The organism is Thermobifida fusca YX (assembly GCF_000012405.1).
Lineage (GTDB): Bacteria > Actinomycetota > Actinomycetes > Streptosporangiales > Streptosporangiaceae > Thermobifida > Thermobifida fusca.
In genome coordinates this window covers 3,447,282-3,463,180 of record NC_007333.1, presented here as the reverse complement: position 1 = coordinate 3,463,180, position 15,899 = coordinate 3,447,282, and the positions used below count along the sequence as shown (strand labels likewise).

Sequence of the window (15,899 nt, the reverse complement as noted above, 5' to 3'; positions counted from 1 at the left end):
AATCCACAAGGAAAGGAGTGGTCTCACCGCTGTTCGCGGAACAGCAGGGGAATGAAAACGGAATACGCTGTCCGCCTGCCCGGCGCCCCGTCCAAGAACCATGGCCGGGCCCCGGGCACCAGCCCTGTCGCGCCTCCCCGCTCAAAGCACTGCTCGGGCCTTCCCCCACGACCGCGCCCCCGTCAACAGCTTCTCGATAGGGGCCGGAGGATAGAACTCGGCACCCACGATGCCGCTCAACACGTCGTCCATCACCCACACCCGCTCCTGGTAGGTCAACCCCCGCAAATGCTCCAACACCCGGGACACATCCACGGACACGTCAACCCCGTCCACCGTGATCGTGCACAGCTCGAACGTGTCCGGCGTGGGAGGAAAGAGCATGCCCTTGCGGCGCCCCATCAACGTCGCCAACGTCACCACCCTGTCCAACGGCTTCCCCTCGGCCAAGGCAGCCAACGCCTCATGCTCCGCCCACGCGGAATACAGCTCGGCAGCCAACCCGCCCGGGGCGATATCGCGAGCCGCGAGCCTAGCCCCGTCCCAGCGGCAGATCTTGCAGGACTCCATGACCGCTCCCGCGATCTTCCGGGCCAGCGGAGACTTGTGGCGCACGGTCGACCGCAAATCACGGGCATAGGTATGAGACATGCCAATCCGGCACACCAGGTCCATAGACTTCCCTTCCGCTGTGTGAAGGCTCCGGCGGCAAAGCCGCGGCGATGCCTGACTGCACCTGGAATTCACCCCTGGAACGCCAGTGGTCAGCGGGCTGTCAAAAGGGCGCAGAGGTCGCGCGAAAGTAATGAACGGGCACGATAGTTGTACCCCAGGATCACGGAAGGCCCGTCCCCCGTTTCCCGTTCCGCAACTCGCCGGAAAACACACCTCTTCGCCCCCGGCGTCGAATTCGCCAACGGCACCCCGGCCGCCGGCCCACCATGGCACCCGCCGCTCACAGCACGAAAGGGAAGAGATGAAAGTCACACCGCCGCGCTGGCTTCTGGAACCCACGGGGGAAGGCCACACGCGAAACCAGCGCGGCGGAAGTCACGACTTCTTCGGAATGCGGCGCCCGCTCACAATGTCCGTCATGATGCGGATGAAATGCGGCTTAGGGCCCGGCGCCCACGGCTGCAACGGCAGCGACTCAAGAAGCGCCAACTCCTCGGGGTCGTCAACCGCACGGCCGATCCCGACCACCGCCACCGACCAGCCAGTGCGAGTCTCCACGTCGTAGTCGTCCACCTCGAACGCGACCACCGTGTCCCGGATGGCCTGCGCGAGCTTCGACTCCGGGGACGTGCGGATGATGATGTCCGTCCCCAACATGGCGAAGTTGACGGGCTGAACCGCTGGAAGCGCATGATCAGTGAAGACGATACGGCCGATCGGAGCCTCCGCCAGCAACTGGAGACACTCCTCCCGGGCAAGCACTTCCAGGCCGGCCCTGTCGGTAACGGCCGTACCACGCCCATTCACGTTCATGCGCCTTCCTCCTGAGCGTTCAATCCTCCCGAGGAACGTCAGATCTGGTTCTTCGCGCGCAACTGCGCGACCAGCACCGCAGCCTGGGTGCGGCGCTTCAGGTCAAGCTTCCCCAACAGGCTAGAAACGTAGTTCTTCACGGTCTTCTCTGCCAAGAAGAGCCGCTCCCCGATTTGCCGGTTGGTGAGCCCTTCCCCGATCAGATCGAGGATCTGCCGCTCCTGCGGGGTGAGTGCCGCCAGCGGATCGGGTTTACCGCCGTTCTGCCGCAGCCGCTCCAACATCCGCCCCGTGCTGCGCGGGTCAAGCAGCGAACCACCCGACGCCACGGTACGCACCGCCCCCACCAGATCAGAGCCGTGGATCTGCTTGAGCACGTAGCCGGCCGCGCCCGCCATCACCGCCTTGAAGAGCGCGTCGTCATCGGCGAAAGAAGTGAGCATCAGGCAGGCGATGTCAGGGTGGGATGACCGGATCTCCCGGCACACTTCAACCCCGGAACCGTCAGGCAGTCGCACGTCAAGAATCGCTACATCCGGTTTCACCACCGGGATGCGGCTGAGCGCTTGCTCCGCGGTGCTCGCCTCGCCGACAACCTCCAGGTCGTCCTCGTCTTCGAGAAGCGAGGCAACTCCCCGGCGCACCACCTCGTGATCGTCGACCAGAAACACCCTGATCGGCTTAGGCGTGTCCGCCTGCGGCATGGCTGCCTCCCTGATTTCCTCGTCTCTCTTTGACGGTAACGGCCTGAACCAGGGACAGCCGCGCCGAACGGCTTGATTAGCTCTGCCAAAGGTCCCGAATCGGACCGCCACTAGGCCCCGCAGGCGAGGGGACGGGCAAGCCGCACACCAGCAGAGAAAAATCCCCGAGCAGGGAATCTCTGCGAGGACCAGCCCGTTATAAGGCGTGGGTCGGTGCGGTAGAAAGTGTCCCCCGGGCTCCAACCTATGCCTTCGCGGAATACCGCGTTCGGACACCGCCTCGGCGGTGGCCCCGGACGGTCTTCGGAGCCGCGTTGCGCCCTGCGCCGCGAGGCGACCGCCGCACCGGCCTGTAACAGTCGTCACACCCCACCGGAGTCTGCGAAGGTCACGGCCGAAAAAGTCTCCAGTCGGGAATGACTTCCGCCCGCCGCCCTGTTATAAAGGGCGTGGGTCGGTGCGGTAGAAAGTGTCCCCCGGGCTCCAACCTATGCCTTCGCGGAATACCGCGTTCGGACACCGCCTCGGCGGTGATCCCGGACGGTCTTCGGAGCCGCGTTGCGCCCTGCGCCGCGAGGCGACCGCCGCACCGCTCCGCGAACGTGCAGGCCCCGCCAGGAACTCCAGGCGGGGCCTTCGCGCTGTCTAGGCTTCACACCCCGGCGATACCGACGTACTTGGTCTCCAAGTACTCGTCGATACCGACCCTGCCGCCTTCACGGCCCAACCCGGAATGCTTCACACCCCCGAACGGCGCCGCCGGGTTGGACACGATGCCCTGGTTGAGGCCGACCATGCCGCTCTCCAGCTTCTCCGCCATGCGCAGCGCACGCCGCAGGTTCTCCGTGTACACATAGCTGACCAGACCGAACTCGGTGCGGTTGGCTTCCGCGAGCGCCTCCTCCTCCGTGTCGAACGGGATCACCGGCGCCACCGGACCGAAGATCTCCGTGCGGCACACCTCACTGTCCTTCGGCACGTCGGTGAGCACCGTCGGATGGTAGAAGTAGCCGGCGCCGTCCCCGCGCTTCCCGCCGAGCAGCACACGGGCACCCCGGTTCGCCGCGTCGTCGACGAGACTCTGCACTTTGGTGCGGGCCTTGTCGTCGATGAGCGGCCCCACGTCCACGTCCGGCTCAGTACCGCGCCCCATCCGCAACCCGGCCATGCGCTCCGCGAGCCGCCGGGAGAACTCTTCCGCCACCCCGGACTGGACGTAGAAGCGGTTGGCCGCGGTGCACGCCTCACCGATGTTCCGCATCTTCGCCTGCAACGCCCCCGCCACGGCCGCGTCCAAGTCGGCGTCGTCGAACACGAGGAACGGCGCGTTGCCACCCAACTCCATAGAGGTGCGCAACACCTGGTCGGCGCTCTGCTTGATCAGCGCGCGGCCCACCGGCGTAGAACCGGTGAAAGACAGTTTGCGCAGACGGCCGTCACGCAGCAGCGGCCCCGTCAACCCGGCCGCGTCAGTCGTGGGCAGCACGCTGAGCACCCCCTCAGGCAGCCCAGCCTCGTGCAGGATGTCGGCGAGCGCCAGCGCCGACAGCGGGGTCTGCTGAGCGGGTTTGAGGATCATGGTGCACCCGGCGGCGATCGCCGGACCGATCTTGCGGGTGCCCATCGCCATCGGGAAGTTCCATGGCGTGATGAGAAGCGACGGGCCCACCGGCTGCCGCATGACCAAAAGACGGCTCTGCCCGTTCGGAGCAACCGAATAACTGCCGTCGATCCGCACCGCCTCCTCGGAGAACCACCGGAAGAACTCGGCGGCGTAGGCGATCTCCCCTTTGGACTCGGCTACCGGCTTGCCCATTTCCAAGGTCATGAGCACTGCCAGGTCCTCTTGGCGGTGCATGAGGAGCTCGTAGGCGCGCCGCAGGATCTCCCCGCGCTCCCGAGGCGGATACTCGGCCCACGTGGGCTGGGTAGCGGCCGCCATCTCGAGGGCGGCCATCCCGTCAGCCACGCCAGCGTCAGCAACCTCACACAGCACCGACCCGGTAGCGGGGTCTTCCACTTTGAACGTCGCCCCGGACTGGGCGTCCCGCCAGTGCCCGCCGATGCACACCTGCTTGGGGACCTGTTCGACGATCCGGGCTTCACGTTCTATGGTGGTCATAGACGGATCTCCTCTCGGGCGTGGTCGTTACCGCCGTCTGGCGGGTACGCTGCCCGGCACATGCCGCAGCTAACGACCACCCGGACGGGAGCGGATAATCCGTCGAAGGCAGCTCCGGCGCTGTGCTACAGTTTTTGATGACGGCACAGGGAGTGCCGAGGACAACCAAGCACTCGTAGCTCAACGGATAGAGCATCTGACTACGGATCAGAAGGTTGGGGGTTCGAGTCCCTCCGAGTGCGCGCACGTCAAAGGGCCACTCCTCATCGAGGAGTGGCCCTTGTGCTAACGCTCTTGCTCACAGCTCTCCCGCACCGCCTCGGCGAAGGCGTGAGCCACCGCGGCTATCCGCTCCCGGACCACGTGTGCGTACACCCGCAGGGCCACCGACGGGTCGGCGTGCCCGAGGCGAGCGGCGACCAGGTGCACGGGCACCCCGGCCAACAGCGTGGTCGCGTGGACGTGCCGCAGGCCACGCAGCCGTGCTGGCGGAAGCCGCTCAGTCAGCCCGGCCCCTGCGCCGGTTCGTTGTACCTGTGGATCAACTGCCTCATCAATGAGGACCCCGTGTCGGGGTGAATCGGCTCACCCTACGCCGTGGTGAACACATAGCCGTCGGGGTCGCCCTTCCACGCCTCTCCCAGGACCTCACATTCCCTGTCCTGTTCGACGCGGTGGCGACGGAGCACGGCCACTGTTTCAGCGCCGAAGCCCACCACCCGCGTTCTCTCGCTCTTGGTGGAGCTTTCCACTCGTCTGCCGTCGATGACGGAGACCGAACGGGCGATACGGATTTCCGCGGCGTCGAGGTCGACGTCCGACCAGCGCAGCCACAGCAGTTCCCCTCGCCGAGCACCCGTGTAGGCAGCCACGTGGAAGAACGCCCACAGCCGGTGGCTGCGTGCCGCCTCTTCCAGGAACACCTTCAGTTGGGCAGGTGTCCACACTTCCCCGGCTCAGGACGCTTCTTACGAGGGCGCTTGGCCCGTTCCACGGGGTTGCTGGAAAGGAACTGTTCGATCTCCACGGCGTCGCGGAACGCCTTGCGCAGCACGGCATGGACGTACTCGACCGTACACGGCGACAGTCCTTTACCGTCGCGCCCGCCACTTGCCGAAAGATCTCGGTAGACCTTGGTGAACGTGGACGGCCGCAGCGCCTGGACCTTCACCGATCCGATACGAGGAACGACGTACCGCTCAACAAGGAACCAGTACATCTGCAACGTCTTCGGCTTGATCTGCACAGAGTGCGTTTTCAACCACTCGGTCAGATAGCCGGTCACGGTCAGGTCAGAGCGTTCGATGTATTCGCCGCGTCGGGCTTTGATCCGCGCTTCGTCGCGGGCGGCTTTGGCTTCGTCTTCGGTGGCGAAGCCGCCGACCCACTTAGGTTTGCTCACCCCGGTTTCCGGGTTGGGAACGCGGATGCCGTAGGACCAGGTCTTGCCGCGTTTCATCTCACGCCGTCGCGGAGCTTGCCCATCAGGCCGCCTCCTGTTGGGTGAGGAGGCCGGAGACGTAGTCGTTCAGCGCCGAGAGCCGCCGATGCGCAGCGAGCGCACTTCTCCGGAGACAAGAAGTTCGTAGAGCTTGCTTCGGGAGATCGCCAGCACGCGCGCGGCTTCGGGAACGGTCAGAAGGATGCGTGGGGGTTGGTGATGCTGCCCTCTGTTCAGTTGCCGAAAGGGGGCCTGTCGTTGGGGCGGCTTGTGCCGCGTGGAGTGCTGCGCGGCGTTTGAGTGCTTCGCCGACGGCCCGCAGGAGGCGGTGTTCTCGGGGTGGCAGTCCGGGTCGGTGGGTTGGGCCAGTTTCCAGGCGATGCGATCGCCGTCGCCGAGGAAGTGCGGCGGGAAGGCTGCGGGGTGGGTGTTCTCTTGGTCGTTGATGGGGTTGGTGGGGTCGAGGTCGAGGGTGCGCAAGACCTAGGCCAGGCGGTCGGCTTTGTGGTTGGCCAGGGTTTTGCCGGACCATTTGCGTGAGACCAGGACGCGTCGGCCCGCATAGCCCAGGTGCTTGCGCCGGTGCGCCTTGGAGGTGCAAAACCCCGGGCGCAGTCCTGGTTTGGCTGCTTGGGGTTGGATGCCGTAGCGCAGCTAGTTCGCGCACCGCGGCGAGCACGGCTCATAGCGCAGCGCCTCCAGGAGGCGTTCGACGTGCTGTTCCTGCGCCACCGTTTCGACGGTGTGGCATTCGGCGATGTCCTTGGTCAGGTACTTGGCCAGGTACCTGATGCACCGGTCGGCGTCGGGTGATCCGGCAAGCACGCCTTTGGCGTCGACTTGGGGGCCGAAGCGGACACGTGCAAGGGCTGGGCGTGGGGGCGGCGTCGATCACCTCCACCGCCCACAACGGCAACCCGGTCTCCCGGCCCACCTCCGGCCGCTTGGTCTCGAAGTTCGTCACCGCCTCCACCCCCAACGCGAACGCCCCGTGCGGGAACACTGTCCCGAACTCCACCGGCAACGCACCCTGAATCGCCATCTAGCCGCACCTCTCCAGGACATCCACTCGATCACTTAGTCACTTGTTTGACTAAGTTAAGGTCAAGATAGCCCGCCCAACTCGACCAAACAAGTGGCTAAGCGATCGAGATTCCCTGGCCCCTACACAGCCGAGTAGGAGTCTTCCAGTTCATGCAGGTCACCGGGGAGAACTACTTCGGCGACGGCAAGCACCTCCCCCGAAGTGTCCACTATCCGCGCGAGGATCCCAAGCACGGGGGTTCCCTTTTCGAGCCCAAGGAGTTCATTCTCCTCATCGGTGGCTAGTCGTGCGCTGAGCCGCTCGAAGACCAGTGAAGGACGGAGTTGCTTGACACGCTGGATGTGTTCACGGGCACCGATGCTGATCGGGGCGAGGTCCCCGAGATCCGTTCCTTCTGCCACGTCCAGAGGAAACCACAGCGTCACCAACTCGCTCGGTTTGCCGTCGTCGAGCACCAGGCGTCGCCGCATGATCGCCGGAGCGTTCTCGGGCAGGCCGATCACCTCGGCGATGGTCGCGGGAATGGACATTCGTCCCGCACGGACGATCCGGTCGCTCTTGGAGTTCTCAGGAGCCTCAAAGGCACTCGCCCCGGCGCGCGAACGTTCGACAGCCTGGTGAGGAACACCCTTGACGAACGAACCGCGTCCGTGCTCGCGTTCGATCCACCCCTGCATGCTGAGGATCTGGAGAGCACGAACAACCGTAGACCGCCCCGCGCCGAATTCACGCACCAAACGCGTCTCGGAGGGCAGCTTCTCGCCTACCGGGTAGGTGCCGTCTTCGATCCGCTCTTGGAGCGTTCGGACAATCTGTACGTATTTAGGAGGCGTGAACTCCAGACCTGACATGTTGACCATCCGGTTGGTCCACTGCTCGTTTGGTCAAGTTTACCTGCGAAACTTGATCCAAGTTGATCTGACCCACTCGCGCTTATGACTCTGCGCCTCGACAAATGTTCAGAGGGCTTGCCAGTCCACCGCGCGTTCCACCATGTAGACTTTCAGACTGTCCGCAGTGGCCCCGCAGGTCGCACGCCGTTCCATATCGACCAAGGCGCGAGCGACCAGCACCGCATCATCACGTGCTGCTTTGTCACCAGACGACAGGACCGGAGAGACAACCTGGCGGACGTGGTAGCACGACGCTCCGTCGACTTCGTGCCACAAGCCCACGATGTAGGTCGCCCTGAGCCGTCGTAAGGCTATGGCTTTGGGCAAGGCGCACTGATAACGCCTGACCACACGTTCACCGTTCGACTGGGTGAACTCAGCCTCATAGGTGATGGACCGCCAGTCTTCAGCGACGACACGAACCCGTGCTTCCCCTGGACGCATTCATCCCCCCCTGACAACTCCGGTTTTAGCTCTGAGGCCCGTACCTGGTCACGACTGAGGAAGTTGGGCGATCCCCGTCACCGCAGCACGCCCTTCCCTCGACACACGGAGCAAGCGACGACGCGCATCAACGGCTTGCGGGTGGTGGACGAACGCACGACGACCAGTCGTCGAGGTCGGACGATTTTCCAGCCGCGGCCCCGCCAGGCCCGGCAGTGTTGCGGAGCGGAGGCAGTCACGGAATTGCTCCTCGGAGGACTGTGGTGACGTCCTTCCTCGAGGGACCTACGGGCATCACCACACCAGCAAACCCAGAAAGCAGCTCATTAACATGAGATGAACTCATGTACTCATGTACATGAGTTGCATGGGCAAGAGTGCCGTACCTATGTACATAAGTCAATCCTCCTGGGGGAGGAAAAGGGAACCACCGGTTAGTCCGTCGCAGGAATCCGGTAGTCGAGCACGAACTGATCAGCAGCCATGATCGTGTCGCAGACCTCTACCACGCGCCCTGTCGTGGTCACCGCGTTGCGGGTGAGGTGGATGACCGGAGAGCCGGGACTCAGTCTCAGCGCGCTCGCCTCCTGTTTGGTCGCGATACGCACTCGAATGGTCTCGGTGTACTCGGCGAACTCGTGCCCGTGGTCCTCTAGTCGGGCGTAGATACCGCCTCCACCCGGATTCTCCTCGAACAGTTCGGGGATGTCTCGAGCCACATCCCATGGCAGATACGACGTCGCTTCCTCAGCCGGGGTCCCGTCACTGAAGTACAGGCGGCGCCGGGCCAGCACCTTGGCCCCTTCCTCCACCCCCAAGCGGTCGGCGATCTCCCGTGGAGCAGGAACCGGACCGATCGAGAGCACCTGAACTGTAGGCTTCACTCCCGCCTGTTCAGTCTCCGCGATGTAGGCGGCCTTGCCGGCCCGCCGGTGCGAACGCCGAAAGCGATCCGAGGACTTGCGCGTCACCGGAGGACGCGACTTTACAAACGAGCCTTTGCCCTGGTAGGTCACCACCAGGCCAGCCGTGCGCAGTTCTGCGACGGCCTTGCGAACCGTTCCCGAGGAGACGCCGTAACGCTCCATCAGCGCCGCCTCGCTGGGAATCTCCTCGCCCGGAGCCAGACGGCCGGACTTGATCTGTTCCTCGATGTCGTCAGCGATCTGGAGGTACATCGGCTTCGCCGACCTTGCCCCTACTGTGCTCGCCATAGTCCTTGGGTACCTCCTATGCTCCTGTACATGGGTAACAGGACCAGAGAAGCCCCGTCAACGCCGCTGCATTCAGTGTCAGTTGCGGGAGCCGTCATCCGAGACGACGGGCGGTTTCTGGCCATCCGCCGCCGGGACAACGGAACGTGGGAACTTCCCGGCGGCGTCCTGGAACTGGATGAGACCCCCGAGGACGGCGTCGTCCGCGAAGTGCGGGAAGAGACCGGCATCCTGGTGAAAGTGGACCGCCTCACCGGCGTCTACAAGAACATGGCCCGCGGAATCGTCGCCCTGGTCTTCCGCTGCCACCCTGCCGGAGGCCGGGAACACCCCTCTTCGGAGTCGACCGCCGTCGCCTGGCTCACTCCCGAAGAAGTGAAAGAGCGGATGACCGAAGTTTACTCGGTCCGCCTCCTCGACGCCCTGGACAGCGACGCACCCCACGTCCGCACACACGACGGCAAACGCCTCCACCCAGCACGCTAGTCAGAGACTTCGCCTTCCGGCATTGACTGCCGAATTGGGCTATGTGGGGATCAAGGCGTTGGCGCTGCGCGCCGCCGCCCGGTCCGGAGCTACCCCCAAAGGGCTCTTGATTGGACCTGCCGTGGTAGGCAACCGTCCAATGGCCGTAGTCACCGAGCTGTGGTTTCTGGCGTCCTCGGTTCCCGTGGCACTCGATCGCGCGGCTCTGCCTGTCTGTGGCTGAGGACTCCGGCGCGGTCGAGCACCTTGGATCAAGGACCGTGGTTACCCGCCGCTGTGGTTGCCGAAATCCCGGGTGACGCAGGGCTGCCCCGATCCCGTAGCGTCGCTGCCCCCGTGCTGACACGGCTGCTAACAACGGCTCCGAATAGGGATGGACAGCTCTGGAATCACGGCACTCTCGGACAGGCTTCCACCCAGCTCAGAAGCCGTTTCCGGACCTCCACAGACATTCCGCACACGACTACGGATCAGAAGGTTGGGGGTTCAAGTCCCTCCGAGTGCGCCACCTGTGACTGAGGGCGAGCACCTGAGAGATGCCTGCCCTCAGTCGTCTGCTTCAAGGATCGCTTCAGCAATTGCTCCGGTCTGCTGAAGCCGGTTTCCATCCCATCACTCTTAGGCGTTTCTCTGGGTCGCTGTTCCCCGCGTCTTCACATCAAACATGGGTGTGTGCTTCCCATGCACCCCGTATCGATAGGGATTCGAGCCTGCGCGGCTGGTATCGCTGCGGCCTGGAGACAGCATGGGGACGCACCAACCAGTCGTGACGCCTCCGGAGTGATAACGGTGCTCACGGCATCGCCTCTTCAACCCCCTGGGGCCACCAGCTGTCGCCAGGCTGCGGTGATCAGTTGGGTTCGAGCCCTGATCAGATTTCTGGAAAACGGTCTAGAGTGTCTTGTGTGATGAAGCTGCCCACGCCTTTGATAACGAGGAGATAACGTCTCGTAAATCTGCAGGTCAGCTTCTGTGAGCCCCACGCACGTGGGGATGGACCGTGGTGCCCGGGCTGCGAGCAGCACCTCCCCCGGTGAGCCCCACGCACGTGGGGATGGACCTGCCAGCCGAACACCGCGGCCAGCTCCTTGTCCGTGAGCCCCACGCACGTGGGGATGGACCGCAGGTGAGGCAGCAAACGGGTCACGAGCACAAGTGAGCCCCACGCACGTGGGGATGGACCAGCGGGGCGCTGAGCGCGGCACACCAGCGGACCGGTGAGCCCCACGCACGTGGGGATGGACCGGTCTACCCGCACTTGGCTCAACGCCGAGAGTTGTGAGCCCCACGCACGTGGGGATGGACCGGCGGCGCGCTCGACTTCGGCCGAGGTGGCCTGAGTGAGCCCCACGCACGTGGGGATGGACCGTCATCGACCGGGAGCTCCCCGGTCCCCCCGCAGTGAGCCCCACGCACGTGGGGATGGACCGCGGCCCGCGCGTATGGCGACGCTCTGGCCAGGGTGAGCCCCACGCACGTGGGGATGGACCGCCATCCGCGGAACCGCCAGACGGTGGGGTCGCGTGAGCCCCACGCACGTGGGGATGGACCGAGTTACCCGAGACACACAAAGTGGGTGCTCCCGTGAGCCCCACGCACGTGGGGATGGACCGGGGTCGAAGCGGCGCGCCAAGGCAGTGGCCCGGTGAGCCCCACGCACGTGGGGATGGACCGCCGCGTCGACGTCGAGCCACCTCGACGAGCACGTGAGCCCCACGCACGTGGGGATGGACCTGGTCTGCTGCATCGGATGTCCTCTCAGGTGGGGTGAGCCCCACGCACGTGGGGATGGACCGGGCACTGTTTGGTCCTGTTCGCTCTACGCCCCGTGAGCCCCACGCACGTGGGGATGGACCCCAGCCGGTGCGGTGATCATGCCCGCCGAGGACGTGAGCCCCACGCACGTGGGGATGGACCGCCCGGGATGTTCGCATCATCGCCGACCGTGACGTGAGCCCCACGCACGTGGGGATGGACCGAGCTCACGGTCGTGCTGGATGCGGATACGCGGGTGAGCCCCACGCACGTGGGGATGGACCGTTTCCCCCCCACGCTGGCCACAGGCGACAGGTGAGCCCCACGCACGTGGGGATGGACCGGCACAGCGCCCGCCGCACCAGACAGCGGGCACGTGAGCCCCACGCACGTGGGGATGGACCGCTGGACGAGGTCACCCGCGCGGCGTTCGGCGCGTGAGCCCCACGCACGTGGGGATGGACCGCTCGTGCGGGCCAGTGACTCGGCGATTGCGTGGTGAGCCCCACGCACGTGGGGATGGACCGATCCGCCTCTACCCGGGGTCTGCGAATCTGGTGTGAGCCCCACGCACGTGGGGATGGACCGCGGCCGAGATTGCAGGCAGGCTCATCCGCAAAGTGAGCCCCACGCACGTGGGGATGGACCGCGAAGGGTCGCCGCAGAGGATGCAGGGAGCGGGTGAGCCCCACGCACGTGGGGATGGACCGCAGGCAGCACCCTGAGCGCCCCGGCCTCGAGAGTGAGCCCCACGCACGTGGGGATGGACCGTCCCCGGCGAGCTGGCGTACTACAGGGGGCGTCGTGAGCCCCACGCACGTGGGGATGGACCGTACATGCGGTATGCAACACTGGGGTTGCCCCTGTGAGCCCCACGCACGTGGGGATGGACCACGAGACGCCCGAGACCCGCCCCAACCGAACTCGTGAGCCCCACGCACGTGGGGATGGACCGGCGCAGATGCGCAAAAACGAACAGCGCGCCAAGTGAGCCCCACGCACGTGGGGATGGACCGGAGTCTGCGACCCGTACCGAGGTGCAGCGGCTGTGAGCCCCACGCACGTGGGGATGGACCGGGGGCGGCGCGCTGGGCGACGGTGGGGATCGCGTGAGCCCCACGCACGTGGGGATGGACCGCACAACCAGTGTTGCATACCGTACGCCACCTGGTGAGCCCCACGCACGTGGGGATGGACCGATTTCTTCACTGGGGATGGGTCGCTTAGTCATGTGAGCCCCACGCACGTGGGGATGGACCTTCAACGCGCGGACGACGACGACGGATGGTGGTGTGAGCCCCACGCACGTGGGGATGGACCGGCGACCAGGGCGCTGGCGACTGCTGCGGCTCCGTGAGCCCCACGCACGTGGGGATGGACCGCGGCCGTTCCACGCTGCGCTGCACAACACGCTGTGAGCCCCACGCACGTGGGGATGGACCGGCGTCGCGCACGGCCTCGCATTCGGGCATCTCGTGAGCCCCACGCACGTGGGGATGGACCGATTCGGGGTGGCGGACGGAGAACTCGCCAGTTGTGAGCCCCACGCACGTGGGGATGGACCGCACCAGCTTCCCCCCATTCCATGGCCATGACCGTGAGCCCCACGCACGTGGGGATGGACCGACCCACGGGCGGCCTCGTGTGTCCGTCGAGGAGTGAGCCCCACGCACGTGGGGATGGACCGTCGTGCGGTCACCGTCTCGGTCACGGAGGCCGGTGAGCCCCACGCACGTGGGGATGGACCGCGCTATCTGCGGAAACGCCGCACTCGGCCGGCGTGAGCCCCACGCACGTGGGGATGGACCGACGCCCACCGGTGTATCGCTGTGGCCAGCCAGGCCGCCACCGCGCCCGCATCCCGCCGCACCAACCACGAGCCACGGCCCGGCCCTCTCTTCGGCGCGGGCTTTCCGAAGCCGCGGCGGAGCCCGTCCGAGCCGGTGGGGTGGATTCGACGGGCAGGTTCTGTGTCTGCAGTCCGGTTCCGCGACCTGCAGACCCGGCACGAAACACACCGATTTGACGCTCAGGCCCCCAACTGGGGGAAGTTCGTGAACAGAGCGTTCAGCCCAGCCAACACGAGCGGGATGGCTGTGCCAGAGGCAGTCTGTGCAGCAGCCTTGTTCAGCACGTCACCGATCCAGCGCAGCATCACACCGATGCGGGTAGGCTCCGGTTCCTCTGCCTGCAGCACCTCATTGAGCGAGACAACTGCCTGGTCCAGTTCGGCTGCACTGCCCTGGTCCAGGTCGATGCTGTCACGCACCTGCTTGAGACTGTCAAGGAAGCCCCGTACCTGGTCGGTCATCTCGGAACGGTTGTCCTGGTTGAGCGTGTTGTTGTTGCCCTGGCTGACCTGGACACCGCTGGTGGCGCCGTTGAAGTTGATGTTGTAGGTCGTTCCTGCCTGCGGCTTGGACTCCTCGTACTTGGACACGTTCCCTCCGAAATTCTCCACGCACCGGCGGCCCTGTTCCGTCAGTTCCAGGGTTCCTTCTTCATTGGCAGGAGTGATGAGCCCGCGCTCACGCAGATCGTCTGCCACTCTGCCCAGTTCTTCAGCGCTGGCCTCCGAACCCTCGACATGGCGGTAGGTGAGAGGGACTTCCTGCAGAGTCGAGGCCCTCTCGTTCTCGTGCAGCCACCGCAGCAGCGAGCTGCGGAGAATCCGAGTCCGATAGCTGGGCTTGGTCCGGCGTTCACGGAGTTCGGTGGCTTGGACTCGGCCGGAGTCGGTGATGTCAAACATTGAGTACCGGCTGTTCATCGTGGGGAACAGCTTCACCAGGCCCTTGTCGGACAGCAGGTCCAAGGCCCGTTCGAACAGTGATTCCGCCGTCTCCTGATCCAGACCTTCCAAGCCCAGGGCCTGATCAGGGTTCTCAACGTGTGTGGGACGTCTGCTGGACTCGTCACAGAAGAGCAGCATGCGGTGTACCGCCAGATACAGGCTCCCGTTCGGATCGAGCTCGGCGCTGAAGCCACTGTTGCTGCCTGCCTCCGCGTTGACATCCACGCGTATACCCCCGTCCTTGTTCAGCTCCTTGGTCAACTCCCGGCGAAATTTCTCGATTTCACGCTTGTTCAGGAAACTCGACGCCAAGATAACCTCCTGTTACACATTGGTCGCAGCGGATAATTAGTGACCCTTGGTTTAAAAGTTACGCCAGTTCGTAGACAGTCGGTGACATAAGCGTGAGCCCCACGCACGTGGGGATGGACCGCGTCGCTGCCGAGAACGGTGTCCCCCTCGTCCGTGAGCCCCACGCACGTGGGGATGGACCGCCAACCGCAGCCGTAGGCGGAACGTGTACACGGGTGAGCCCCACGCACGTGGGGATGGACCGCTCTACCGCGACCTCGCACGGTTCCGCGAGGAGTGAGCCCCACGCACGTGGGGATGGACCGCTTATGGAAAACCAGCGCGCCAACCGCGACCGGTGAGCCCCACGCACGTGGGGATGGACCGCGCGTGCGGATAGCAGGCGAGTCAGCCTGTACGTGAGCCCCACGCACGTGGGGATGGACCGTTACAGGTCAGGGGATGTCTGACACCCCCTCTGTGAGCCCCACGCACGTGGGGATGGACCGTCCCGTCGTGGGGATCCCGGAGAAGCGAGGGGGTGAGCCCCACGCACGTGGGGATGGACCGCTGGATAACATCCAACTCGCTTCGCGGCCCAAGTGAGCCCCACGCACGTGGGGATGGACCGCGTTCTCGCAGTAGCAGCGCGGAGAACCCTCAGTGAGCCCCACGCACGTGGGGATGGACCGAGTGCTAGACACCTGAGTCCACGCAGACGGGGGTGAGCCCCACGCACGTGGGGATGGACCCGTGATGCGTTTCCGCAGTTCATCGGCGATTTCTGTGAGCCCCACGCACGTGGGGATGGACCTACGACATTGGCCCGCCGCCACCGGAGCGCCCAGTGAGCCCCACGCACGTGGGGATGGACCGGGCTCGCCATCGGTGTAGTCCAGCAGGGCGCGGTGAGCCCCACGCACGTGGGGATAGGCCGAGCTGGGACGAGGGCGGGAGAACAACAGTGCGGGTGGGCTGTCCTTTCCCGCTGTGCAGAGCTGGGTGGGGGAGAGGACGAGTCAGCAGACAGTGTGGAACGGGCGTACGCCCTCAGGCGCTCTTTCAACGCTGAAGGCCCAGGCTCGGGATGATCTCCCTGACCTGGGCCTTCGCTTGTGGAGCGGATGACGGGAATCGAACCCGCGTCTTCAGCTTGGGAAGCTGAGGTTCTACCATTGAACTACATCCGCACTGGTGGCGATCTCGCCTACGGCTAGGCTAT

The 15,899-nt window shown here is 65.2% G+C and carries 13 protein-coding genes, 2 tRNA genes, 2 pseudogenes and 2 CRISPR repeat arrays; of the genes and pseudogenes, 2 read left to right on the top strand and 15 right to left on the bottom strand.

Features of this window, described 5'->3' with window-relative positions; genetic code table 11:
- Positions 1-141: 141 nt before the first annotated feature.
- The 4 genes from TFU_RS14685 to TFU_RS14670 form a co-directional block, all read right to left on the bottom strand.
- Positions 142-651, bottom strand: a complete 510-nt coding sequence (locus TFU_RS14685) for a hypothetical protein (RefSeq protein ID WP_227480944.1) — start codon at positions 649-651, stop codon at positions 142-144.
- A gap of 399 nt (positions 652-1,050) precedes the next feature.
- Positions 1,051-1,488 carry a pyridoxamine 5'-phosphate oxidase family protein gene (locus TFU_RS14680; protein WP_011293368.1) on the bottom strand — a complete coding sequence of 146 codons (438 nt, stop codon included), beginning with the start codon at positions 1,486-1,488 and terminating at the stop codon, positions 1,051-1,053.
- Between the two features lie 38 nt (positions 1,489-1,526).
- The gene (locus TFU_RS14675; RefSeq protein WP_011293367.1) at positions 1,527-2,192 is read right to left on the bottom strand and encodes a response regulator; all 666 of its coding nucleotides are present in this window, start codon (positions 2,190-2,192) and stop codon (positions 1,527-1,529) included.
- Between the two features lie 652 nt (positions 2,193-2,844).
- Positions 2,845-4,314, bottom strand: a complete 1,470-nt coding sequence (locus TFU_RS14670; protein WP_011293366.1) for an NAD-dependent succinate-semialdehyde dehydrogenase — start codon at positions 4,312-4,314, stop codon at positions 2,845-2,847.
- Between the two features lie 169 nt (positions 4,315-4,483).
- Here TFU_RS14670 and TFU_RS14665 point away from each other — a divergent pair.
- Positions 4,484-4,556 (top strand) — tRNA-Arg (locus TFU_RS14665).
- A gap of 43 nt (positions 4,557-4,599) precedes the next feature.
- On the opposite strand, the gene TFU_RS15945 is transcribed toward TFU_RS14665, so the two are convergent.
- The 9 genes and pseudogenes from TFU_RS15945 to TFU_RS14625 all read right to left on the bottom strand — a co-directional run bounded on the left by TFU_RS15945 (position 4,600) and on the right by TFU_RS14625 (position 9,351).
- The gene (locus TFU_RS15945; protein WP_264674526.1) at positions 4,600-4,821 is read right to left on the bottom strand and encodes a hypothetical protein; all 222 of its coding nucleotides are present in this window, start codon (positions 4,819-4,821) and stop codon (positions 4,600-4,602) included.
- An 83-nt stretch (positions 4,822-4,904) separates the two neighbouring features.
- Positions 4,905-5,261, bottom strand: coding sequence for a tyrosine-type recombinase/integrase (locus TFU_RS14655; protein WP_255266184.1), 357 nt, complete (start codon positions 5,259-5,261; stop codon positions 4,905-4,907).
- Complete coding sequence (locus TFU_RS14650) at positions 5,240-5,773, bottom strand: DNA integration/recombination/inversion protein (protein WP_011293364.1); 534 nt, start codon at positions 5,771-5,773, stop codon at positions 5,240-5,242. The genes TFU_RS14655 and TFU_RS14650 overlap by 22 nt, the downstream gene beginning before the upstream one ends.
- 69 nt (positions 5,774-5,842) lie before the next feature.
- Positions 5,843-6,235 (bottom strand): excisionase family DNA-binding protein, encoded by a 393-nt coding sequence (locus TFU_RS16380; protein ID WP_011293363.1) that lies wholly within the window; start codon positions 6,233-6,235, stop codon positions 5,843-5,845.
- A 3-nt stretch (positions 6,236-6,238) separates the two neighbouring features.
- Positions 6,239-6,580, bottom strand: a pseudogene (locus TFU_RS16375) (replication initiator).
- 52 nt (positions 6,581-6,632) lie between these two features.
- Positions 6,633-6,797, bottom strand: a pseudogene (locus TFU_RS16370) (plasmid replication, integration and excision activator); the annotation flags it as partial.
- Positions 6,798-6,919: 122 nt separating this feature from the next.
- Positions 6,920-7,660, bottom strand: a complete 741-nt coding sequence (locus TFU_RS14635; protein ID WP_011293360.1) for a GntR family transcriptional regulator — start codon at positions 7,658-7,660, stop codon at positions 6,920-6,922.
- A gap of 99 nt (positions 7,661-7,759) precedes the next feature.
- Positions 7,760-8,044 (bottom strand): hypothetical protein, encoded by a 285-nt coding sequence (locus TFU_RS14630; RefSeq protein ID WP_238569774.1) that lies wholly within the window; start codon positions 8,042-8,044, stop codon positions 7,760-7,762.
- A 527-nt stretch (positions 8,045-8,571) separates the two neighbouring features.
- Positions 8,572-9,351, bottom strand: coding sequence for a GntR family transcriptional regulator (locus TFU_RS14625; RefSeq protein ID WP_011293358.1), 780 nt, complete (start codon positions 9,349-9,351; stop codon positions 8,572-8,574).
- Between the two features lie 75 nt (positions 9,352-9,426).
- Between TFU_RS14625 and TFU_RS14620 the strand changes: the two genes are divergently transcribed.
- Entirely contained in the window at positions 9,427-9,837 is a 411-nt protein-coding gene (locus TFU_RS14620; RefSeq protein WP_016189377.1) for an NUDIX hydrolase, read from the top strand.
- Positions 9,838-10,809: 972 nt separating this feature from the next.
- A CRISPR array of direct repeats spans positions 10,810-13,401; the repeat unit is 28 nt; unit sequence GTGAGCCCCACGCACGTGGGGATGGACC.
- A gap of 220 nt (positions 13,402-13,621) precedes the next feature.
- Here TFU_RS14620 and TFU_RS14615 read toward each other — a convergent pair.
- Both TFU_RS14615 and TFU_RS14610 read right to left on the bottom strand, forming a co-directional pair.
- Positions 13,622-14,698, bottom strand: coding sequence for a hypothetical protein (locus TFU_RS14615; protein ID WP_011293356.1), 1,077 nt, complete (start codon positions 14,696-14,698; stop codon positions 13,622-13,624).
- Between the two features lie 92 nt (positions 14,699-14,790).
- A CRISPR array of direct repeats spans positions 14,791-15,614; the repeat unit is 28 nt; unit sequence GTGAGCCCCACGCACGTGGGGATGGACC.
- 179 nt (positions 15,615-15,793) lie between these two features.
- Positions 15,794-15,867, bottom strand: a tRNA-Gly gene (locus TFU_RS14610).
- Positions 15,868-15,899: the final 32 nt, after the last annotated feature.